21 protein-coding genes are annotated in these 22,013 nt (G+C 62.6%); 14 read left to right on the top strand and 7 right to left on the bottom strand.

Translation table 11 applies throughout. The features are described from left to right. Position 1 precedes the first annotated feature (1 nt). Positions 2-1,138: a thiolase family protein gene (locus tag BSG09_RS14840; RefSeq protein ID WP_092934447.1), complete on the bottom strand. Its 1,137-nt coding sequence runs from the start codon at positions 1,136-1,138 to the stop codon at positions 2-4. Positions 1,139-1,579: 441 nt separating this feature from the next. On the opposite strand from BSG09_RS14840, the gene BSG09_RS14835 reads away from it, so the two are divergent. The 4 genes from BSG09_RS14835 to BSG09_RS14820 all read left to right on the top strand — a co-directional run bounded on the left by BSG09_RS14835 (position 1,580) and on the right by BSG09_RS14820 (position 4,432). Further along, positions 1,580-2,278 (top strand): AzlC family ABC transporter permease, encoded by a 699-nt coding sequence (locus tag BSG09_RS14835; protein WP_092934445.1) that lies wholly within the window; start codon positions 1,580-1,582, stop codon positions 2,276-2,278. Further along, positions 2,275-2,622 (top strand): AzlD domain-containing protein, encoded by a 348-nt coding sequence (locus tag BSG09_RS14830; RefSeq protein ID WP_008011719.1) that lies wholly within the window; start codon positions 2,275-2,277, stop codon positions 2,620-2,622. Before BSG09_RS14835 ends, BSG09_RS14830 begins: the two co-directional genes overlap by 4 nt. A gap of 116 nt (positions 2,623-2,738) precedes the next feature. Then, positions 2,739-3,623, top strand: coding sequence for a 3-hydroxyacyl-CoA dehydrogenase family protein (locus BSG09_RS14825; RefSeq protein WP_008011717.1), 885 nt, complete (start codon positions 2,739-2,741; stop codon positions 3,621-3,623). Next, entirely contained in the window at positions 3,623-4,432 is an 810-nt protein-coding gene (locus BSG09_RS14820; protein ID WP_008011714.1) for an enoyl-CoA hydratase/isomerase family protein, read from the top strand. Before BSG09_RS14825 ends, BSG09_RS14820 begins: the two co-directional genes overlap by 1 nt. Positions 4,433-5,290: 858 nt before the next feature. On the opposite strand, the gene BSG09_RS14815 is transcribed toward BSG09_RS14820, so the two are convergent. Further along, positions 5,291-6,061, bottom strand: a complete 771-nt coding sequence (locus BSG09_RS14815) for an IclR family transcriptional regulator (RefSeq protein WP_092934443.1) — start codon at positions 6,059-6,061, stop codon at positions 5,291-5,293. 155 nt (positions 6,062-6,216) lie between these two features. On the opposite strand from BSG09_RS14815, the gene BSG09_RS14810 reads away from it, so the two are divergent. Together BSG09_RS14810 and BSG09_RS14805 are read left to right on the top strand one after the other, a co-directional pair. Then, positions 6,217-6,543 (top strand): EthD family reductase, encoded by a 327-nt coding sequence (locus BSG09_RS14810; protein WP_049911662.1) that lies wholly within the window; start codon positions 6,217-6,219, stop codon positions 6,541-6,543. Continuing rightward, complete coding sequence (locus tag BSG09_RS14805; protein ID WP_092934441.1) at positions 6,536-8,239, top strand: thiamine pyrophosphate-binding protein; 1,704 nt, start codon at positions 6,536-6,538, stop codon at positions 8,237-8,239. Before BSG09_RS14810 ends, BSG09_RS14805 begins: the two co-directional genes overlap by 8 nt. A gap of 7 nt (positions 8,240-8,246) precedes the next feature. Here BSG09_RS14805 and BSG09_RS14800 read toward each other — a convergent pair whose 3' ends face one another. Further along, the gene (locus tag BSG09_RS14800) at positions 8,247-8,642 is read right to left on the bottom strand and encodes a RidA family protein (RefSeq protein WP_092934439.1); all 396 of its coding nucleotides are present in this window, start codon (positions 8,640-8,642) and stop codon (positions 8,247-8,249) included. A 107-nt stretch (positions 8,643-8,749) separates the two neighbouring features. Here BSG09_RS14800 and BSG09_RS14795 point away from each other — a divergent pair, with 107 nt between their 5' ends. Further along, a complete protein-coding gene (locus tag BSG09_RS14795) occupies positions 8,750-9,712 on the top strand; it encodes an NAD-dependent epimerase/dehydratase family protein (RefSeq protein WP_008011705.1) in 963 nt (320 codons plus the stop codon). A 99-nt stretch (positions 9,713-9,811) separates the two neighbouring features. Here BSG09_RS14795 and BSG09_RS14790 read toward each other — a convergent pair whose 3' ends face one another. Then, positions 9,812-10,276, bottom strand: a complete 465-nt coding sequence (locus BSG09_RS14790; protein ID WP_092934437.1) for a VOC family protein — start codon at positions 10,274-10,276, stop codon at positions 9,812-9,814. 138 nt (positions 10,277-10,414) lie between these two features. Here BSG09_RS14790 and BSG09_RS14785 point away from each other — a divergent pair, with 138 nt between their 5' ends. Beyond that, positions 10,415-11,683 carry a M24 family metallopeptidase gene (locus BSG09_RS14785; RefSeq protein ID WP_092934435.1) on the top strand — a complete coding sequence of 423 codons (1,269 nt, stop codon included), beginning with the start codon at positions 10,415-10,417 and terminating at the stop codon, positions 11,681-11,683. Between the two features lie 45 nt (positions 11,684-11,728). On the opposite strand, the gene BSG09_RS14780 is transcribed toward BSG09_RS14785, so the two are convergent. Beyond that, positions 11,729-13,720: an oxidoreductase gene (locus tag BSG09_RS14780; protein WP_049911673.1), complete on the bottom strand. Its 1,992-nt coding sequence runs from the start codon at positions 13,718-13,720 to the stop codon at positions 11,729-11,731. Between the two features lie 273 nt (positions 13,721-13,993). Here BSG09_RS14780 and BSG09_RS20885 point away from each other — a divergent pair, with 273 nt between their 5' ends. Further along, positions 13,994-14,161 (top strand): hypothetical protein, encoded by a 168-nt coding sequence (locus BSG09_RS20885; protein ID WP_160162896.1) that lies wholly within the window; start codon positions 13,994-13,996, stop codon positions 14,159-14,161. Beyond that, positions 14,161-15,786 carry a sodium:solute symporter family transporter gene (locus BSG09_RS14775; RefSeq protein ID WP_092934433.1) on the top strand — a complete coding sequence of 542 codons (1,626 nt, stop codon included), beginning with the start codon at positions 14,161-14,163 and terminating at the stop codon, positions 15,784-15,786. The genes BSG09_RS20885 and BSG09_RS14775 overlap by 1 nt, the downstream gene beginning before the upstream one ends. A 29-nt stretch (positions 15,787-15,815) precedes the next feature. Here BSG09_RS14775 and BSG09_RS14770 read toward each other — a convergent pair whose 3' ends face one another. Further along, complete coding sequence (locus BSG09_RS14770; protein ID WP_092934431.1) at positions 15,816-16,232, bottom strand: acyl-CoA thioesterase; 417 nt, start codon at positions 16,230-16,232, stop codon at positions 15,816-15,818. A 112-nt stretch (positions 16,233-16,344) separates the two neighbouring features. Here BSG09_RS14770 and BSG09_RS14765 point away from each other — a divergent pair, with 112 nt between their 5' ends. The 4 genes from BSG09_RS14765 (at position 16,345) to BSG09_RS14750 (ending at position 21,341) form a co-directional block, all read left to right on the top strand. After that, a complete protein-coding gene (locus BSG09_RS14765; protein ID WP_092934429.1) occupies positions 16,345-17,349 on the top strand; it encodes an LLM class flavin-dependent oxidoreductase in 1,005 nt (334 codons plus the stop codon). A gap of 128 nt (positions 17,350-17,477) precedes the next feature. Further along, positions 17,478-18,764: a phenylacetate--CoA ligase PaaK gene (gene paaK / locus BSG09_RS14760; RefSeq protein WP_092934427.1), complete on the top strand. Its 1,287-nt coding sequence runs from the start codon at positions 17,478-17,480 to the stop codon at positions 18,762-18,764. 84 nt (positions 18,765-18,848) lie between these two features. Further along, the gene (locus BSG09_RS14755; protein ID WP_008011696.1) at positions 18,849-20,849 is read left to right on the top strand and encodes an AMP-binding protein; all 2,001 of its coding nucleotides are present in this window, start codon (positions 18,849-18,851) and stop codon (positions 20,847-20,849) included. A 108-nt stretch (positions 20,850-20,957) separates the two neighbouring features. Beyond that, on the top strand, positions 20,958-21,341 hold the full coding sequence (locus BSG09_RS14750; protein ID WP_008011694.1) for a PaaI family thioesterase: 384 nt from the start codon (positions 20,958-20,960) through the stop codon (positions 21,339-21,341). An 80-nt stretch (positions 21,342-21,421) separates the two neighbouring features. Here the strand turns inward: BSG09_RS14750 and BSG09_RS14745 are convergent, their stop codons facing one another. Further along, a complete protein-coding gene (locus BSG09_RS14745) occupies positions 21,422-22,012 on the bottom strand; it encodes an HD domain-containing protein (RefSeq protein WP_008011693.1) in 591 nt (196 codons plus the stop codon). Between the last annotated feature and the right edge of the window lies 1 nt (position 22,013).

The raw sequence follows: 22,013 nt of genomic DNA, 5'->3' as shown, positions 1-22,013 counted from the left end.
CTTAGGGCCGTTCGAAAATTGTCGCCACACCCTGTCCGAAGCCGACACACATCGTCGCGAGCCCGTATGTGGCGTCCTGTTTTTCCATCTCATGAAGCAGCGTCGTCGAGATCCGTGCACCCGAACAGCCAAGCGGGTGGCCCAGCGCGATCGCCCCGCCATTGACGTTCACTTTCTCGTCAGGTATTCCGAGTTCGCGGACACAGTGGACGCTCTGTGCAGCAAACGCCTCGTTGAGTTCAACGAGGTCAATGTCGTCGATCGTGAGCTCGGCGTCCTCGAGTGCAGCACGCGTCGCAGGGATTGGCCCTTTCCCCATGACGAGCGGATCGACGCCGACGACGGCGCGGGTTTTGACCCGGGCAAGCGGCTCGAGTCCGTGGTCCTCGGCGTAGGACTCGCTCGTGACGAGCAGGCCAGCAGCGCCGTCGGTCAGCGGCGAGGCGTTGCCCGGCGTGACCGACGCCTGGTCGTCGTCGCGGAAGACGGTCGGGAGTTCGCCTAGTTTCTCGAGTGTCGTGTTCGGCCGCGGCGTCTCATCAGTCTCTACGAGGCCGTCGTCGGTGTCGACGGGGACGATTTCGTCGTCGAATCGGCCACTTTCGACTGCCTCGGTCGCCCGCTCGTGCGATCGGAGGGCGAACTCGTCTTGATCGGTACGGCTCACGTCGTGCCTGCGGGCGATGGTCTCGGCGGTCTGCCCCATCGGCAGTCGGTCGGCGTCGTAGCGCTCCTCGATCGCCGGGTGGAGCCAGTCCGAGAAGGGAACTCGACTCATCTGCTCGACGCCGGCAACGGGATAGACGGCACCGTCACCGGCCTCAATGGCGCGGGCGGTGTCGTTGAGCGTGCTCAGCGAGGAGCCACAGAGGCGCGTGGTGGTCGAGCCAGGAATGGTCTCTGGGAACCCGCCCGCGAGCAACGACTGCCGGGCGAGGTTTCGACCCTGTTCCTCCTCCTGGTTTGCACAGCCGAGCCGGAAGTCCTCCCAGGCTGTTGCTTGGATTCCCGTACGCTCGACGAGCGCGTCAAGGATCGCCGTGACAAGGTCTTCGGGATACAGGCCAGCGAGCGCGCCGTCCTTTTTCGCCTGCGGTGTTCGGACTGCATCGACAATTACAGCATTGGCTTGTGTCATCACGCTGTAGGTCGAACGGTTCGGGGTTTAAGCCTTCGGCTCTCGACTGCGTCGGGATCGGACGACTGGCGGCTCAGACGTGGTACTCGATACCAGCACTTGATCGTGAACGTTCGACATTGTTTTGAGTCAGACATGGAAAGGAAGAGTAGGCAATGTCCATTGCACGGCAGTGACTCGATCATGATCACCACACAGACCTCCGGATGCCTGCGATCGTTCAGCGGAGGACGAGACGGGCATGTCCAGCCCGATCACTGTCGAGATCGCAGTCGCCGGATCGTCTGTGGTGTCGCGTTCCCGCTTCGTCGGGACTTATGTCGATCTCAACATGTTAGCGCCAGATACCGCATCGATGGGTCCGTCATCCCCGTCGATCCAACGATCGTACAGCCCTCGAACAACCCCCCACAACGTCACGGTCACCCAACTAGAGACTCCATGAACGAAGATTTTAGCGCGGGAGCGCGCGACTCCATTGGAATCCTGCTTGGGCTCGTCCCGTTCGCGCTCGTCTTCGGGATCGCCGCTGACGGTGCGGGACTGTCGGTTGCCCAGACGACGATGATGTCCGCGGGTATCTTTGCGGGCACCGCACAGCTCGTCACCGTCGAGTTGATCGGTGCGAACGCAGGGCTCACCATCATCGTCATCACTGGAATCGTCGTCAACTTGCGGATGCTCATGTACTCAGCGTCGATCGCGCCACACTTTACCGACTACGGGAAGCGAACGCGGGCGTATCTCGCATACTTCCTCACCGATCACGTCTACGCGATGTCCATCGCCGAGTACGCCGCGGAAGCCCGAAGCCGTGACAAGCGGCTGTACTACCTCGGGCTCGGCGTGAGTATCTGGGTCGTCTGGGTCGCCACGACGATCGTTGGCTTCGTCCTCGGTGCCGGCATTCCGGAGTCGCTGAACCTCATGTTCGCGATTCCGCTAGTCTTCCTCGCGATCCTGGTCCCGGCAATCGAGGATCTCCCGCAGGTCGTATCCGCCCTCGCCAGCGCCATCGTCGCGATCGCCGCGGCGTACGCCGTCGCCGAGTTCGGACTGCCGGCGGGACTCGACCTCCTCATCGCCGCAGCCGTCGGGATCGCCGCCGGCGTGACCACTGAGGAGGCGATGGACCGATGAGCGAGTTCTCCACGCTCGGTATCTGGGTCATTATCCTTGTGATCGCCGTCGCGACCTATCTCATCCGGCTCTCCTTTATCCACTTGTTCGGCCGAATCAACCAGGTTCCGCCGCGTGTCAAGCTCGTTCTCAAGTTCGTCCCTCCGGCGGTGCTCGCAGCACTCGTCGCCCCTGGACTCGTCACGCCGAGTCCAGATGTCGCCGCGATGGTCATAGACGACCGGCTGGCCGCCGGTATCGTCGCCGCCGCGGTGGCGTGGTGGCGCGGGAACATTCTGTTGACGATCGGCGTCGGGATGGCCGCCCTCTGGGTGCTCGAGTTCGGTCCCGCGCTCGTCTTCTGAGACGGAGGTTGTGACGAATTCCCCGGGGCATCCACAGACGGATCGCGGGTGCGCCGGATCGGACTCACACGTATGAAACGGAAACGGCTTTTAGGGACCCACGGTATTGCTTGTGTATGCGAGTCGCAGTACTTGGAGCTGGAACTATGGGGCACGGAATCGCACAAGTAACCGCCATGGCTGGCCACGACGTGATCGTCCGGGACATCGAGACGGAATATGTCGAGAACGGCCTCAAGTCGATCGAGGACAACCTCGAGGGCGGCATCGAACGCGACAAGGTCACCCGCGAGGAGGCCGACGCCGCCCTCGAGCGCCTCTCGGGAACGACGGACCTCGAGGAGGCCGTCGCGGACGCGGATCTCGTCGTCGAAGCCGTTCCCGAGGACTTAGACCTCAAGAAGTCGACGATGGCGGACGTCGAAGAGCTGGTCGACGACGAGACGGTCATCGCGACGAACACCTCCTCGCTGTCGATCACGGAGATCGCGAGCGCGGCGGCGAACGACGGCCGTGTGATCGGACTGCACTTCTTCAATCCTGTCCACATCATGGAACTCGTCGAAATCGTCGTCGCCGAGCAGACCGACGACGAGACCCTCGAGTTCGCCCACGAGTACATTGAGGACATCGATAAGACACCTGTCGAAGTGACCGACGCCCCCGGCTTCGCGTCCTCGCGGCTGGGTGTCGCGCTCGGTGTCGAGGCGATGCGGATGGTCGAGGAAGGCGTCGCCGATCCGCGGGACATCGACACCGCGATGGAACTCGGCTACAACCACCCGATGGGACCGATCGAACTCGGCGATGTCGTTGGGCTCGACGTTCGACTGGACATCCTCGAGTACCTCCGTGAGGAACTCGGCGAGCGATTCAAGCCCCCACAGGTGTTAAAACGGAAAGTCCGAGCCGGCAAACTTGGCAAGAAAAGCGGTGAAGGATTCTATGTCTGGGAGGACGGCGAAATCGTCGGCACGAGCGGCGACTGGGGTGATGACTGATGTCGATCGAAGCGACCGCCGCCGAGTGTGAGACGGTAAACGCCACCGTCGGTGACCGTATCGAGCACGTAGCGACGATCGAACTATGCCGACCAGACGCCCGCAATGCGCTCAACGCACAGTTGCGGTCGGAACTCAAAGACGTTCTCGACGCCGTCGAGGACAGCGACGTGCGCGTCGTCGTCCTGACGGGTGCTGAGGAATCCGGCGCGTTCGTCGCGGGCGCGGACGTGACGGAACTGCGCGAACGGGGTATGCTAGAGCAACGTGAAGCGAGCAAGCGCCCGCGCGTCTACGAGCGCGTCGACGACTGTCCGATCCCGGTCATCGCCCGGATTAACGGCCATGCACTGGGAGGGGGCTGCGAACTCATCCAGGCGTGCGATGTCCGCATTGCCCACGAGGACGCGAAAATCGGTCAACCCGAGATCAACCTCGGTATCATGCCAGGCGGTGGCGGCACCCAGCGCCTCCCGCGACTAGTCGGTGAAGGCCACGCCATGCGGCTCATCCTATCCGGTGAACTCATCGACGCCGAAGAAGCCGCAGACATCGGCCTCGTCGACGAGGTACACGCCGACGAGACGTTCGACGACAGCGTCTACGACCTCGCCGCAGCAATGGCCGAGAAGAGCCCGGTCGCACTCGAGTTCGCGAAAAAGTCCGTCAAAGCCGCCTCGCGGATGGGCTTAGAGGAGGGCATCGAGTACGAGGCTGAACTATTCGCACAACTATTCGCGACCGACGATAAGAACGAGGGCATCGACGCCTTCTTTGAGGATCGCGAGCCCGACTGGCCGAGCAGCTGATCACGATCGTACTCTGTGAACAAGTAGCATAACTGTTCACCCTTATCGAACAATTTTTCATTGTCGAACAGGGCTATCTGCTGCCGCCACCAGCTAAGCGTCGATTTCTCGTTCAATGATGGTTGTTCATCGACAGTGAACGCTCGCACGTCGATGTTCACAGTTCTGGTCTCGGAATATTCGATTTAATCGCATGACAGCGAGTGGATTTGCCATCGGCCCGATCCTTGAGAGCCATTGCCAGTCAGTTGGGGCCGGATTTGCGTTCATCATAATTGAATCAGTGGTTTTGGAGCTTCTCGAGACAGATATCGGCCGTGAACCGTGAGACCTTTTCTTGACTTCGGGATATCGACCCGGCGCTCAGCTCTGATCCACCGCGATCATTGGTCGGCATAGCAGAAACGAGCCCATTGTGGTGATGCGTCGTACCACGCTCTTCTACTGATTACAGAACTAGTTCTGTAATGGCAATGGACTCGATTTCTCAAGTCGAGCTGGCAAATTCGCGTATTCGAATAGATCGAATGAATTGAGGTAGTAACAGATTGTTTGTGTCGCCGTAGCCGGCTTTCTAGGGCCGATATTCGCGGGAAACACGGTATCGCTGACTGAGTACCAAAGTACGTTTCGGTACGCCGGAATTTGTGTTCACTGTAAGTGAACAGAATTGGGAACAGAAAAGAAGGAAGCCTGTCCAGCTCCTGTCGGAATATATCATTACTCGTTCGGTAATGTGATACGCGTCCGCGGGCGAACCGGCCGTCTCGTGACCGCTGTTCGGGCGGATAGTTGGGTGAGCGGCGACAGACGCGGCCGGGTCACACCCTCGAGAAGCCGTCTTGCGACGGTCGTCCGTCAGGCGTGTGCGAGGTTAATCGTGATTTCGTTGACTGTCCCGAGCAGTAGCGTCGGGAGTTCTTCCCGGAGGAACGATCCGTCGAGGCGATTCGCAGGCCCCGAGATGCTGATAGCGCCGAGTGCAGTCCCGTTCTCATCTTTTATCGGTGCCCCGATCGCGTGGAGCCCTTCGACGGACTCCTCAATGTTCAGTGCGTACCCACGCTCGCGAATGGCCTCGATCTCGTCCCAGAGCTCGTCCGCGGTCGTTATCGTATGTTGCGTTCGTGCTGGCAATCCGTACGTCTCGACGATCTCGTCGATGCGCTCGTCCGGCAGATACGCCAGTATCGCCTTCCCCGCGGCATGCTGGTGGAGGTAGTTCTGATGTCCCAGGCGAGCGTACGTCCGCACGGAGCGTTTCCCCTGCGCGCCGTAGATATGAACGCTCCGCCCGTGCTCCTCGACGGCACACCAGATCTTCTCGTCAGTCTCGTCGGCGAGAGTATCAACTTTCGATTTCACTTCCCGATAGAACGTGTGCCTGTCTCGAGCGATGACGCCGTAGTCCAAAAACCGAATCCCGAGACGATATTCGTCGTTTTCCTCGATGAGAAAGCTGCTCGCCTCGAGCGTCTTCAGGTGGCGATGGGCAGTGCTCTTGGCACAGCCGAGATGGGCCGTCACCTCGGCGATCGTTGCAGGTCCGTTCTCCTTGAGGTAGTCGATGATGTCGATCGCTCGTTCGACGGTTTCGACGGGCCGGTCGACATCAGGTGGGAGTGACATGTGATACTCAACGGATTGATTTCACTAAAGCCTGTTCAAGCTATTCGAACAAGCTGTCGAACCCGATTGGACATCTCTTCAGCGATTCCCGTGAGCTGGCGCGGGAAGCGGTAACCGTTAAACCAAAGAGTGTGGAATATGAGATAGCTAGTACCATGATTAAGATGGTAGACTTCCTCGTCCGCACGGACGAGTACAGCCACGAGGAGTTCGCCGAGCGCTGGCAGGGCGAGCACGCAGCGATCGCAAAGGATCTGCCGGGCCTCCGGAAGTACACGACGTCTGTCCCGACGAACCCGAATGCCGTCGAGTATGACGGCGTCCTTGAGCTCTACTTCGACGACATGACAGCGCTCAATCAGGCCTTCGAGTCCGAGGTCGGACAGAAGGTCCAAGCCGACGCCGCGGAGTTCATCGACCTCGAGGCAGGGCCGACGCTCGTCGTCGACGAGACTGTGCAACTCGACGAGACCCATGACTGAGACGGGCGAACGGCTCGTCGAAGAGCTCGACGCCCAGGACGTCGAGTATCTGTTCGGGTATCCGGGCGGCCGGGTCATCGAAATCCTCGATTACATCCCGGAGTCCGATGTGACCATGGTTCGCCCACGTGACGAGCGCGAGGCGAGTATCATGGCGGAGATGTACGGGCGGATGACGGGCAATCCCGGCGTCCTCGCGGGGCAGGGACCGTGGATCGGCAGTCTCGGTGCCATCGGACAGATGGAGGGCAAACTCGCCTCCTCGCCGATGGTCGTCATCACGGAGGCCAGCGAGCGCGGCGACTACTCCACGCTCGCGCCCTACCAGCAGGCCCGGGGCGACTACGGAGGACTAGATCTCCCCTCAGCGCTCGAGGCGTACACCAAGGAACACTGGTTCCCTCGGTCGCCAACGGAAACCATTCGCAGCCTCCAGCTGGCATTCAAACACGCGACGGCTGGCCGCTCCGGCCCCACTGCCGTCATTCTTGACGGTGACGCCGTTTCCGATGAGATGCCCGACGATCCAGTGCCACCTGTCTGGGACGGCCACGACCAGGTACAAAACTGGGAGGCACGTCCCGACGCTGATGACCTCGCGACGGCTGTGGATGAACTGATGGCCGCCGAGCGCCCGGTCATCATCGCCGGCAACGGCGTCCACTCGGCTGGCGCGTACGACGAACTGATGGCAGTCGCCGAGGCCACCGACGCCGTCGTCACTACCTCCTATCTCGGAAAATCCACGTTTCCCGAGATTCACGAGCAGGCCGCGGGCGTCATTGGCTCGTTCGGCCACGAAGGAGCGAATCAAGTTGTCAGCGAGGCTGACGTACTGCTTGTCGTCGGGTCCCGACTCAACCCGATGGACACGAACTGGCAGGCACCCGGTTTCATCCGACCGGACGAACAGACGATCATCCACGCCGACATCGACACCCGCAACGCCGGATGGGTCTACCCTGCTGACGTCGCACTCATCGGCGATGCTACGCAGAGCCTCGCCGACCTCGCGGATGCACTACCCGACGACGTGGTCAACGACTGGGCACGCGACCGGGCGGCCGAGGCACGGGAGTCGTTCTCCGATCCGAAGTGTAAGTCGAATGCCTCACCAATCAAGCCCCAGCGCGCGGTCAAAGAGATCGAAGCCGTCGTCGACGCGGACACCATCGTCACAGCCGACTCCGGGAACAACCGCTTCTGGCTCCTGAACTACCTGGAGACCCCCGACACGGGGACCTACTACGGCAGCGGCGGCGTCGGGAGCATGGGCTGGGCTACGCCGGCAGCCGTTTCGGCGGCGATCACGACGGACAAGGACGTCATCGGCGTCGCCGGCGACGGCGGCTTCGCCATGACAATGACCAGCGTCGAGACGGCCGTCGAACACGGCGTGGCGCCGACGTTCGTCGTCTTGAACGATACGAGTCTGGGCATGGTCCGGCAGATGCAAGACGACGAGGGCGACATCGCCGGCGTCGAGTTCCACGATACCGACTTCGTCAAGGCTGCTGAAGCGTTCGGGGCCGAGGCGACGCGTGCAGTGACGCCCGACGAACTCGCCGACGCGCTCGAGACCGGGACGAACGCCGATGTCCCGTTCGTCATCGACACGCGCATTGATCGCGAAGAGGAAATGGTCGAGTCTCTCCAATCGTCGTTCTACGAACAGGTCGGCGGCCTCCACGAATAGTCGGCGGCTACTCGTCGATCGGGACTTCGACCTCGAGTTCGACGAGTAACCCGTCCTGTGCGAGTTGCTGTGGACCGAGCAGCGTGAGACACGGGAACGGCGGCTCGCTGAGCACATCGTTCCACACCTCGAAGAACGCGTCCCGGTTCGCTTGGAGGTCGACGACGTGCGCGGTCACTTTCGTCACGTCGGCCAGCGATCGATCGACGTCCTCGAGGAGCATCTCGACGTTCGCGAATGCTTGGCGTGTCTGTGCTGTGACGTCCTCGCCGGCAAGTTCGAACGACTCGTCCCAGCCGACTTGCCCGGACATGTAGAGTGTGCCGTCCGCGACGATGCCGTGGCTGTAGCCGATGCTCGAGGCGTCGATGAGCCCGTCTGGATCTAACTGTCGCCGTGCCATGACGTGACGGACATCGTGGGTCTCAAAATACCTGGTGGTAGACGTGTCGGCGGGACGGTGGTAATAACAAACTTTTTTGTGTTGCTCCGTCACGTCGTTGGTATACGATGACAGAGTCAACTGTACTCGTCACTGGTGGTACTGGCTTCCTCGGCTCGTACGTCGTCGAGGACTTGGTCGATGCGGGACACGACGTCGTCGCCTACGACCTGTCGACGGACGACCGCATTCTGGACAAACTCGGCGTCGCCGACGACGTGACCATTCGGCGGGGCGACGTCTCGGAGCCGACAGACGTCATCCGCGCAGTCAAAGAGACCGGAACGACACACATCATTCACCTGGCAGCGCTGCTGACCAACACTGCCCGCGACAACCCGCGTGCGGCCCTCGACGTGAACGTCACGGGTACGAACAACGTCCTGGAAGCCGCCCGTACGCTCGACGATCAGGTCGAACGCGTCGCCTGGGCGTCGAGCGCCGCCGTGTACGCGCCGCCGCACAACTACGAGGGCGAGTACGTCGACGAGGACGAACTCGTCTACCCCGACACGCTCTACGGAGCGACCAAAGAGTACAACGAACACCAGGCTCGGGTCTACTACGAGGACTACGACGTCTCCCACGTCGGCCTGCGCCCGACCGTCGCGTACGGCCCCTACCGGGAGACCGGCGGCTCGGCGTTCCTCGCGAACATCGTCGAGAAACCGGCCCTCGAGGAGTCGTTCAGCGTCGAATACGGCGACCAGGTCATCGACTGGCAACACGCCCGCGACATCGCCCAGGCGTTCCGGAAGGCGGCCTTTACCCCCGACGAGGACCTCAGCCAGCGGATCTACAACGTCCGCGGGGAACTCGCTACCATCCGCGAGGCCGCCGATACCGTCCGCGAGATCATCCCGGACGCCGACCTCGACGTCTCCGACGACGGCGAACTCCCGTGGACCCAGAACCTCGACATGACCGCCGCACAGGAGGACCTCGGCTACGAGGTCGAATACGACCTCGAGAACGGGTTCCGCGAGTACATCAACACGCTCCGCGAGGAGAACGGGCTCGAGCCGGTCTGATCGGTTTTTCAGGCTTCTTCTATAGTAACAACTGAAACGATTTACACACCGATCGCACGACGACTGTGCGATCGGGTGTGCATTGACTCTCAGTGGCTACTATAACCGCTGGCCGTCGACGTAGAGCGCGTCGGCCGGCGGGCGGTCCTCGCCGTACCCCTCGTGGTACTCGAACAGCTGGAACAGCGCCCCCGTCGGGTTCGACGGGGGAACGAACGCCTCCGTCCAGTCGTCGTATTCTTCGTACTCGACGACCCGATAGCCGGCGTCCTCGAGCGCCGCGGCGACGGCCGCGATGTCCGCGACCTCGAAGGTGATGTGGTGGAGTCCGGGACCGTGCTCGTCGAGGTACTCGGTCAGGAAAGTGTCGTCGGCCTCGGGTTCGATGAGTTCCAGTCGCGAGGCGTCCATCCCGAAGTCGTACTGGGCCCAGCGGAAGCGGCCCTCGACGGACTCCTCGATAAGCTTCCGACAGCCGAGCGCGAACAGGATCGGTTCGGCGTCGGCGATCGATTCGACGGCGATGCCGGTGTGGTCGACGCGAATCGGCGTCTCGTGGGACATAGCCACCAGTGGTCGCAGCAGGCAGTTATAGGCTCGGGTGGGTACACGCTGCCAGCACAGCGAATCGACCGGTGGGGTGTGTCAGCTGTCACCATCAAATCCGGAGTTTGATTAGCCCCCTCTGTGTACGTTGATGTGATGTACGAGCGCGACTTCATGGAAGGAACGCGTGGAACCATGGCTGTCGACTGGGAAGAGCGCATCGACGTCCAGCGCATGCGACGCGAGCGCAAGGAGCGAGCGCTCGAGCGACTCCAGGACTCGGAGTTGGGGTCGATGTTGCTCATCAACGACCCGAACGTCCGCTACGTGACCGGGCTCGCGATGACCGGCGGCAGCGGCGCGGACCACTACACGCTGCTCACGGAAGACGGCGATGTCGTCCACTGGGACACGGCCGATCACGCCTCGAACCAGCGGTTCAACTGCCCCTGGCTCGACGACATCCGGTACGCCTGTCCCGGCCTCGGGAACGTTCCCCGGGCCTCGGGGAGCGCCTCGGCGCGACGCTGGCTCAAGGACAAGATGGCCGAGACGGTCTACGAGGCCATGGAGGAGTACGGCGTCGCTAAAGAACCGATGGGCATCGACGTGGCTAACGGCGCACTCGTCGAGAAGTTCGAGGACCGCGGCGTCGACGTCGACACTGACGCAGCGACGGACATCATGCTTGACGCTCGCAAGGTCAAGACGCGCGACGAGATCGAGTGTCTCCGACAGGTCGCAGCCATCTGTGAGGCGGGCTTCCAGGCCATCACCGAGAGCGCGAAACCCGGCAAACGCGAGTCCGAGGTCTGGGGCGATGCGGTCAACGAACTCTGGCGTCACGGCGCGATGGCCCAGGGCGGCTACGTCACCTCCGGCCCGAATACGTGGCCGAAACACCAGGCCAACACGACCGACCGCATGATCCGGCCCGGCGACCTCGTCTACGCCGACTTCTACAACATCGGCTACCTTGGCTATCGCTCCTGTTACTACCGCACGTTCTCCATGGGCGAGCCCACGCAGGCCCAGCAGGACGTCTACGAGAAGGCCCGCGACGACCTCTACGACGTGTTAGAGCGCATCGAGCCCGGGGCGACCACCGACGAGATCTGCAAGGGCTTCCCGGACGAAGAGGGCGAACACATGGACTGGTACGACGCCGACGACTTCTGGCAGATGACGACCAACCACTGGGCCCACGGCCTGGGGCTCCAACTCTACGAGGAGCCACTCATCTGGCGGGGCCTCTCGCCGGACCATCCCATCGAGATCGAGGAGGGCATGACGATGGCCGTCGAGACGATGCAGCCGGCCGACCGACAGGGCGTCCGCGTCGAGGAGATGGTCGTCGTCCGCGAGAACGGCGTCGAGATCCTCAGTCAGTGGCCCGTCGAGGAGATTACGGCTATCGACTACTGAACGGTGGCGACTCACAAATACCGCTCTCTGTAGGGCGCTGATCTCCTATACCTGCCGACCGAGTTCGTGACCGGAATAGACGGCATCGGCGATCCGCCGCGGCGAGACGCAGTCACCGATTGCATGAACTTCCTCGATTTCGGTCGACTGCCGGAGCGAGTCGAGGTTCGCCGTAAGATCGCGGTAGAGGTCGTCGTTCGACTTTCGCATCGTCGTGAAGACGACGTAGTCCGCCTCGAGCGTGGTCTGCGCTCCCGAGTGAACGTTGGCGGTGACGACGTCGTCGTCGCGGATTTCCTCGAGCGCGTGGTGAGGTACGAACTCGACGCCGCTCTCGAAGAGGGTCGTGAAGATCGTTCCCCGTTCGAACGTGTGCACCGCCTGATCGAACGCGCTCGCACTCGGCGTCACGAACGTCACGTCGTTGTCGGCGGCGAGCGACTGGGCGACGCCGGCGCTCACGTTGTACCCCTCCTCGTCGAAGATCACGACGTTCCGTCCCGAGGGATCGACCTCGAGCGCGTCTTCGGGAGTCAGCACGTGGTCACGATTCCAGCCCGGAACGGGACGGTGCGTTCCCGACGTTTCACCTTTCTCGGACCACCTCGCGCCAGTCGCGACGACGACGACCTCCGCACCGTAGCTCTCGACGTCGTCGTAGCACATCTCTGCTCTACTTCCCGTGTGGACGGCGACGTCGTCGAGCCGCTCGAGTTCGGTCGTCCGCCAGTCGCGAACCCGGTTCCATTCACCGAGATCAGGCAGCGTCCCTTCGAAGTTGACCCGGCCGCCGAGCGTCTCCGCTTTCTCGTTGAGGTGAACGAGATGCCCACGCTCGCCGGCGACCCTCGCGAACTCCATGCCAGCCGGCCCGCCGCCGACCACGAGGATGCCTTTCGGTTCGTCGACTGTTTCGTACTCTTCGGGCGGCCAAACCGCCTCTCTCCCGACCGTCGGGTTCTGCGTGCAGGTGAGCGGGATTCCCTGTCTCGATTGCGAGACGCAGACGTTACAGCCGATACACTCCCGGATCTCGTCGATGCGCTCCTCTCTCACCTTTCGTGGCCAGTGGGGGTCCGAGATCGACTGGCGTGCCATGCCGACCATGTCCACGTACCCTTCCTCGAGGAGCGCGACCGCGTCGTCCGGGTCGGTGATTCGCCCGGTGCCGCCGACGGGAACGTCGAGTTCGTCGGTGGCAGCTTTCACGAAGTCTATCTGGTAGTTCTTCGAGTGGCGGCGACTCGGCGCGATCATGTCGTCGATCGACTGTTTGACGCCGATGTCGATATCCCAGAAGTCGAGGTCGTCGCCGATTCGCCGAACGATCTCGAGCCCGTCGCCGTCCGCAGTTAGCCCGCCCTCGACGCGTTCGTCGATCGTGTACCGGGCACCGACGGCCATGTCGTCGCTTACGTTCTCGCGAACGCTCTCGATGACCTCCCGGAAGAACCGCATTCGGTTCTCGAGTGAACCGCCGTACTCGTCGTCGCGGTCGTTGTAGAACGGCGAGAGGAACTGTGAGATGAGGTAGCCGTGTGCTGCGTGGAGTTCGATGCCGTCGTAGCCTGCTCGCCGCGCCCGGTCTGCCCCGTCACCGAACGCCGCGACGATTTCCCGGATGTCGGCGTGTTCCATCTCCTTGGGCGTGTAGTAGTTGCCGGTTGGAAGCTGCGACGCCGAAAGCGGTGGGCGGCGGCTCCCGTAGTTCCCGGCCGTCGCACCGCCGTGCCACAACTCGACGAACAGCTTTCCACCGTGGTCGTGAACCGCGTCGACCATCGCTCGCTGTGGCGGGATCGTCTCGTCGTCGTGGATGTATCCCGAGTCGACGGGCGTAACGTCGGTCGATTCGTGAATCTGGCTGTACTCTTGGACGATCAGACCGAATCCGCCCCGTGCCTTCTCCGCACGGAAGGCCGTCTGCTGGTCACCGAGCCCGTACGCGTTCCCGTGTGGCGGCTGAAAAACCCTGTTCGGCACCGTCACGGGGCCGAGATCGATCGACTCGAAGAGTGCGTTATGCCGGTCGGACATGTATTTCGTGTACATATAGCATACAACAAAACTGTTTCTCCCACGGTCGTCGACGACGGTTCGTCGTTGGAACTCGAACCGTCTCGAGCGTCGGTGACCAGCCGTCGCGACGGAAGGCGGCGTAACGCTTATGTATTACAAATTTGATTGTTTGGTTTGTATGTGGCACGATACTACACATCATGGGTCTGCATGGCACGAACTGTACTCGGGCCGTCGAGCGGTGATCGGCGCGAGAGACCAACACCAGCGCGGCCGAGGGGTGATCGTCCGATGAGCTACCTGCTCGGATTCCCGACGCCGGTCGTCGAGGTGTTTCTCTCGCTCGTCGTCCTCTTTCTCGTCGTCTCGGTGTACCTCGGGACGCAGTTGGAGGGGACGGAGACGGTTCGGGAACGGGACTCTCTCGGTGGAATCGACCCCAGTGAGGTGAACGATTGATGAGCGTCAATGCTGGCGTGTTGATCCCGCTGCAGACGTGGGGTGATGACCTCGGCGTCGACTACTACTCGGAGACCGCAGTGATATTCTTCGCTGTGTTCGCCGTTCTGATGGTCGGAATCGGGATACTGGCGAGTCGATACCAGACTAACCAGGAGGAGTACTTCGTGGCGGGACGACGGTCGGGCGTCCTCGTCGTCGCGCTGGCGGTGTTCGCCTCAATCCAGAGCGGGTGGGGAATGATCGGCGTCACCGGAACGGGCTACCTCGTCGGCCTCGAGTACTTCATTTTGGTCGGCGGGTTGATCATCTTCGGGTTCACCGCGTCGTACTGGTTGCTCGGACGGAAGATGCGCGTACTCGGCGACGTACGCGACGCGATTACCGCGCCAGACGCGATGTACTACCGCTTCCAGGACGAGCGTGTCCGGCTGCTCGGTGCGGCGTCGGTCCTGCTCGGCAGTATGGGGTACCTCGCCGCCCAGTACGCCGCACTCGGGATCGTCGGATCACTCATCCTGCCGATTAGCTTCTTCCAGGCACTGGTGATCGGGTTGGTGGTCGTCGGCTTCTACACCGTCATCGGGGGGATGCTCGCGGCCATCTGGTCCGACGCGATTCAGGGTGCGATCATGGTGCTTGGCGGCGTACTGACCGCGTACTACGTCGTGACGAACTCCGGGGTCGGCTGGAACGGGATGATCGAGACGATCCAGGCGGAAAATCCCGCGTACTTCGAGTTCACGCTGCTCGGCGGCGACGGACTCATGGCCATCGGCCTGGTCATCTCGGTGATCGTCATCCAGGCGACCGTCGCCGGCCAGCCCCACGCGATCACGAAGTTCTACATGGTACGCGACGTGTCGGTGCTGAAGTGGGGCGCACTCATCACGGGGTCGGCGTACCTCGCAACGGCGATGTACTGGCTCGCCGCACCGTTCCTGCGGGCCGCCGTCATCGGTGGGACTGTCGCCGATCCGGGCAACCCGGACGCGACCCTCCCGCTCGCGCTCATCCAGTGGGCTCCGGACGTCGTCGTCGCGTTCGTGCTCACTGCGGTCATGGCCGCGATCATGTCGACGAGCAACGCGTTCCTCAACATGGGCGCGTCCGCGGTCGTCCACGACTACTTCATCGAACACCGGAACGTCGACCTCACCCAGGAGCAGGAAGTCCGCTGGGGGCGTCTGATTACGGCTGCGCTCCTTATCGCGGCGGGCGTCATCGCAGCCACCTTCCCCGGCCTCATCTTCGTCCTTGGTGCCGCGGGCTGGGCAATCTTCGCGGCCGTCATCTTCCCCTGTATCGCTATCGCGTACAACTGGCGGGGAGCGACCGCCGAAGGCGCACTCGCGGGCGGCGGCGCCGGACTGGCGCTTACGATCCTCCTCGCCTACGGCGGCGAGTACGCTGGTGTCGAACTTCCTCTGGGATTCCTCGGTGGCCAACTCGCCACGATCGTCGCCGTCGTCGTCTTCGTCGGCGTTTCGCTCGTTACGAGCACGAGCGACTATCACGACTTGGACGAGGACATCAAGGCGGTGATGGATCTCGGCCGTATCAAGGGCAGTCCGGAGGAATCGACCGGCGTCGTCACAGGCGACGGAACCGGAACCGACGACTGACCCCGCCGATACGCTGACATCTCGTCTCTCTACTCGACTATCTCTACCGATCCGTCTTCGAACGCCGTAATGTTCTCGCGCCACGTGTCGGGCACCGCTCGAGTCTCTCCCGCTTCGTCGAGCACCACGTGAACGACCACGCCGTTCGCCGCGATACCGTCGTCTGTCCGTACCTCGAAGACCGTGGTGAGGCTGGACGCGCCGATTTTCGAGACGCGGTAGCGAACCGTCACCGCGTCCTCGAGTTCGATCGGGGCGGTGTAGTCGATCTCCTGGTGGACCAGGGCGCCGTCGGTCTGCTCGAGTCGTTCGCCGACGACCTCTTGGAAGTACCGTGCGCGAGCTTCCTCGACGTAGATCAGGACGACAGCGTTGTGGACCTGCCCCATCGGATCGAGATCGCGAAAGCGAACTGGCACTTCCGTCTCGTATGTGAACGTTGCCATGGGATGACTGTTCGGCTCGACGGGCTTCGGTGTAACGGTCTGGTCGGCTCTCCCGGGCGGAACCTCGCCCCTTCGCCAAGGATTAAGACGGCCCACCCGAATTGAGTAGTGTATGCAACTCGGGACTGGCCTGTTTACCTGTCAACAGCGACCGGACGACGACGGTTCGATGAGCGAAATCTACGACGAGATGCTCGAGCTCGGCCGCGTCATCGACGACGCCGGCCTCGACAGCGCGTGGGTATCCGAACATCATTTCCTCGACGACGGGTACATGTCGGGAATCTCGCCCGCGCTGGGTGCGCTGGCGGCGGTCACGGACGACATCGAACTCGGGCCGTGTATCGCGCTGGCTCCGCTGTACGATTCGGTCCGCCTCGCGGAGGACGTTGCGACGATCGACCAGATCGCGGACGGACGGACGACGCTCGGTCTCTCGATCGGCTCGAACGTCGACGAGTTCGACGCGTTCGGCATCTCCAAGGACGAGCGAGTCGACCGGCTGACCGACACCGTCAACGTGCTTCGCGGTGCGTGGTCGGAGGGGACACTCGACTACGAGCCCGATTTCCACGAGATCTCGGCCGACGTCGACGTGACGCCGAAACCGGCCCACGACGTACCGATCATGCTCGGCGGCGCTGCCAAGCCCGCCGTTCGGCGGGCCGCCCGCATCGGCGACGCCTGGTGTGCACCCTCGGCCATCTCGCTCGAGGGCGTCCGCAAGCGCACGGAGGACATCGAGACCGTCCGCGAGCACGAGAACATCGACGGCGATTTTCAGGTGTACGTCCTCCAGCACGGGTTCGTCGGCGACTCCCGCGACGAAGCCTGGGAGGCGATGCGCGACGGCTACTTCTACATCCAGCGCCGGTACGAGGAGATCTTCTCCGGCGAACCTGTCGACGAACTGTCCGACGAGCGCAAACAGGAACTCAAAGAGCAGGCGATCTTCGGCACGCCCGAACAGGTCGTCGACGAACTCGAGACCTACCGCGAGACGCTCGGCGACGACATTCACTTCATCTTCCGGACGTACCACCCAGGTGCCGGTACCGAGGAGATGGCCGAGTGTATCCGTCGACTCGGCGACGAAGTCCGCCCCGAACTTGTCTGATACGGGCTGCCGTCACTGAACGGCGCATCTGCATGATGTGTCACGGGTTCACCGGCACTGACTGACAGCGGTCCGTCTCCGCAGCGATATCACGAATCTTTTTGAAGGGGACCGTTCATCGTTTTGGTATGAGAAGTAGTAACGAGTCACTCGATCGGGCAGCGCTCCGTGAACGACAGGCAGACCGGCTCACGAAGACGGTCGAACGCGCGTACGAAAACGTCCCGTTCTACCGCGAACGACTCGAGGACGCCGGCGTCGACCCGAGCGACATCGAGAGCATCGACGACATCACGACGCTCCCGATGACGACCAAAGAGGACTTCCGCGACGAGTATCCCGACGGCCTGTTCGCCGTCGACGACGAGGAGCTCGCGCGAATCCACGCGTCGTCCGGGACGACCGGCAAGCCCAAGATCGTCTCTTACACCGACGCCGATCTCGACGTCTGGGGCAAAGCCATGGCGCGGTCACTGGCCGCGGCCGGCGTCGAACCCGGCGATACCGTTCAGAACGCCTACGGATACGGCCTGTTCACCGGCGGCCTGGGCTTCCACCAGGGTGCCGAGGAACTCGGCACGACGGTCGTGCCGACGAGCAGCGGCGGCACGCAGCGACAGATCGAACTCGCACAGGACCTCGAGAGCGACGTCCTCGCGTGTACGCCCTCCTACGCGCTGTACTTCGCCGAGACGGCCGAAGAGATGGGGCTGAATCCACGCGAGCTCCCGATTTCCGTGATCGCCTACGGTGCGGAGACCTGCACTGAGCCGATGCGCGAGGAGATCGAGGAGCGACTCGGCGCGACCGGGATCAACAACTACGGCCTCTCGGAGATCATCGGTCCGGGCGTTGCCGCGGAGTGTCACGAGGCCCAGGACGGCCTGCACGTCTGGGAGGACCACTTCTATCCGGAGGTCGTCGACCCGCGTACGGGCGAGCCCGTCGAAGAGGGCGAAGAGGGTGAGCTCGTGTTGACTACGCTCACGAAAGAGGCGCTGCCGGTGTTGCGCTACCGAACGGGTGATCTCACGACGCTGAACTACGACGAGTGTGAGTGTGGCCGGACAATGGTCCGCATGGACAACGTCACTGGTCGCACCGATGAACTCCTTATCGTCCGTGGTGTCAATCTCTACCCGAGCGAAATCGAACACATCATCCTCGACGTTGCCGGCGTCGCTCCCCATTACCGCATCGACCTTCACAAGGACGGAAGCCTCGACGTGATGGAGCTTACCATCGAAAAAGACGAGCAGAGCGACCGAAGCGAGAACGAACTAAGAGATGTGATCCTCTCCCGGTTGCAGAACGTCCTCTCATTTACGCCGGACGACCTCGAACTCGTCGAGCCGGGCGGCATCGCCCGTACCGAGGTCGGCAAGGTCCAGCGCGTCTACGACCATCGCGGGTGACCGCGATCGGACGCACCACGCATCGTCGAACTGGCACGCACAAATTTTTAAGAGGATACTGTCACCAGTTGTGCATGGGTTACAATGGCAGGATTACTCGACGAGCCCGAGGAGATACGCTACGAACCGGACGAGCAGTTCGTTCAGGATAGCAACGTCTACGCGTTCATGCAGGAACACGGCATCGATAACTTCGAAGAACTCCACGAGCTGACCGTCAGCGAGGTCGATGGGATAGCGGCCTCTGGCCTTGACTGGTTCTGGGACGAGGTCGTCGACCACCTCGGCCTGGAGTTCTACGAGGACTACGACCGGGTCCGCGATGCGAGCGACGGCCCGCAGTTTACTGGCTGGTACGTCGGCGGCGAACTCAACATCGCACACAACGTCGTGGACCGCCACGCCCAGCCGGACGCCGAGGCCCGGAACAGGGTCGCGACGATCTGGGAGGGCGAAGACGGCGAGGTCCGTGAGGTTACCTATCACGAACTGCATCGGCAGGCGAATCGGGTCGCCAACGCCCTCAAGGAGCGCGGTATCGACACCGGCAACACCGTCGGCCTCTACATGCCGATGGTCCCCGAGATCGTCCCACTGCTCTACGGCTGTTTCAAGGTCGGTGCGATCGCGGTGCCGATCTTCTCCGGTTTCGGCGTCGACGCCACCGCGACGCGCATCGCGGACGCCGAGTGTTCGGTGCTGTTCACCGGCGACGGTTTCTACCGGCGTGGCAGCGAAATCGCGCTCAAAGCACAAGCTGACGACGCCATCGACGAAGCCGGCCACGTCGAACACACTATCGTCTACGACCGATTAGGTTCCGACGAGGCGTCGATCCCGTGGGACGACGACCGCGACGAGTGGTGGGCCGACGCCGTCGGGACGCAGTCCGACGAGTACGACACGAAGTCACTCCCCGCGGATCAGGAGTCGATGCTGCTGTACTCGTCGGGCACGACGGGCCAGCCGAAGGGGATCGTCCACACCCACGCGGGCGGACTGGTTCAACCGGCGAAGGAAATCTACTTCTCGTTCGACCACAAGCCCTCGGATCGGTTCTTCTGGGTGTCCGACATCGGCTGGATGATGGGACCGTGGACGCTCATCGGTAACCACGCGCACGGCGGCACAATCTTCCTCTACGAGGGCGCACCGGACTACCCCGAGCCGGATCGCTTCTGGCGGATGATCGACGACCACGGCCTGACGGTCTTCGGCATCTCCCCGACCGCCATCCGCGCGCTCCAGAAACAGGGTGATGAGTGGCTAGACGGCCACGACCTCTCCTCGCTACGCCTGCTGGGATCGACCGGCGAGCCGTGGGATCCCGACTCTTGGCAGTGGTTCCTCGAGAACGTCGGCCGTGGTGAGGCACCCATCATGAACATCTCCGGCGGCACCGAGATTTTCGGCTGTTTCCTCCAGCCGACGCCACTGCACTCGCTGAAACCTGGCACTCTCGGCGGGCCGGCGCTTGGCATGGACGTCGACATCGTCGACGCCAGCGGCGAGTCCGTCGCCGACGATCATGAGGAAGGCTATCTCATCTGCAAGTCTTCCGCACCGTCGATGACCAAGTCGCTGTGGAGCGGCGACGAGCGTTACCTCGAGGAGTACTGGTCACGGTTCGACGACATGTGGGACCACGGCGACTGGGCACAGCAGGACGCGGACGGCTTCTGGTTCCTCCACGGCCGTTCGGACGACGTGCTCAACGTCGCCGGCCGAAAGGTCGGCCCGGCCGAAGTCGAAGGCGCGCTCATCGAACACGAGGCCGTCAACGCCGCCGTCGCGATCGGCGCACCCGACGACACCAAAGGAACCGCCGTCGTCACGTACGTCGTCGTCACCGACGGCTACGAGGAAACCGACGAGTTGCGAGAGGAGCTACGCACACAGGTCGGCGCGGAGTTGGGCAAGCCGTTCCGTCCGCTCGAAGTGTTGTTCGTCGACGGGTTCCCCAAGACCCAGAGCGGCAAGATCGTCCGTCGCATCATCCAGTCCGTCTACACGGGCGAGGAGTTGGACGATCTCTCGAGCATCGAGAACCCCGACGCCATCGACGAGATTGCGACCGCTCGATAGCGCCGTACCGACCTCTCGTCCGATTCGTCCTCGAATCGAGTGGCAGCCCACGTTACCGTGACACAAACCAGAACGGTTAATTAGCCGGAAAGAAAAATCCCGGCCGTCATGGACATCGAAGCGTTCTTCGAGAACATGCCGTTCGCCGACCTGCTCGGTGTCGAGGTCACCGAGGCGGCGGACGGACACGCCGAAGGAACCATCGAGATGCGAGAAGCATTATCCTGGAACGACGATCGGATAATGGCCCATGGCGGCGTGACGTTCACCCTGGCGGACACCGTCGGCGGTGCCGCGCTCGTCTCACTGGTCGACCAGCCGGTTCCGACCATCGACATGCGAATCGACTATCTGGAAGCCGGGACCGGCGATCTGTACGCGGAAGCCGACGTCGTTCGGCTCGGAAGTGACGTCGGCGTCGTCGATGTCGCGGTCTACGCTGCTGACGACACACAGGTCGCGGACGCTCGCGGCGTCTACAAGACGGGATAGGTTGAATACACGATCGCACCTGAACGGCTGGTACCACTGCCGACGAGCCGTGAGACGCGATCGGTGGGGGAATCCTCTTATCAGTTCTGTGTCTGTGAGTACTCGTCGACCCACTCCTGAAGCGTGATCCCCATCGCCGACTGGGTGATCGCGTTCGAGGACGCCGAGTTCGCGCTCTTGACGAGTTCCGCTTCCATCGTCCGGGTGGGAATCTCGCCGATGAAGTGAGGGATCGCCCGCTGGACCGCGAGCGGACAGCCGACCTCGTGGGCGAGGGCATACCCCGACAGCGAATGCGGGACCTCCTCGGTCGCGTACGTTCGATCCGGCTCGAGCAACTGCTCGTCGTCGACGAAATCGACGTACTCGTAGCACTTGCCGACGTCGTGAAGGAGACACGCGGCCACGACGACGTCGATGTCGGGGTCCGCGCCGTGGAAGTCGCGCTGCTCTTGAGCCGATTGGCGAGCGATGCGCGTGACGCCGCGAACGTGCTCGACGTTGGTTACCTCGTGGATGTTCCAGGCGTAGGGAATATCCTCGATGTGTCGCCAGCCGCCCCGGTCGAGTCCGAGCATCCACGCCTCGATGACTTTCTCGCGGAGGTCGGGACTGTCGATCGAATCGAGTTCGGGAAACGCCTCGCGGACTTGGCTCTCGTAGTCGGGCATG

Source organism: Natrinema hispanicum (genome assembly GCF_900111485.1).
Taxonomy (GTDB): Archaea; Halobacteriota; Halobacteria; order Halobacteriales; family Natrialbaceae; genus Natrinema; species Natrinema hispanicum_A.
This window is presented reverse-complemented; position numbering and strand designations above follow the sequence as displayed.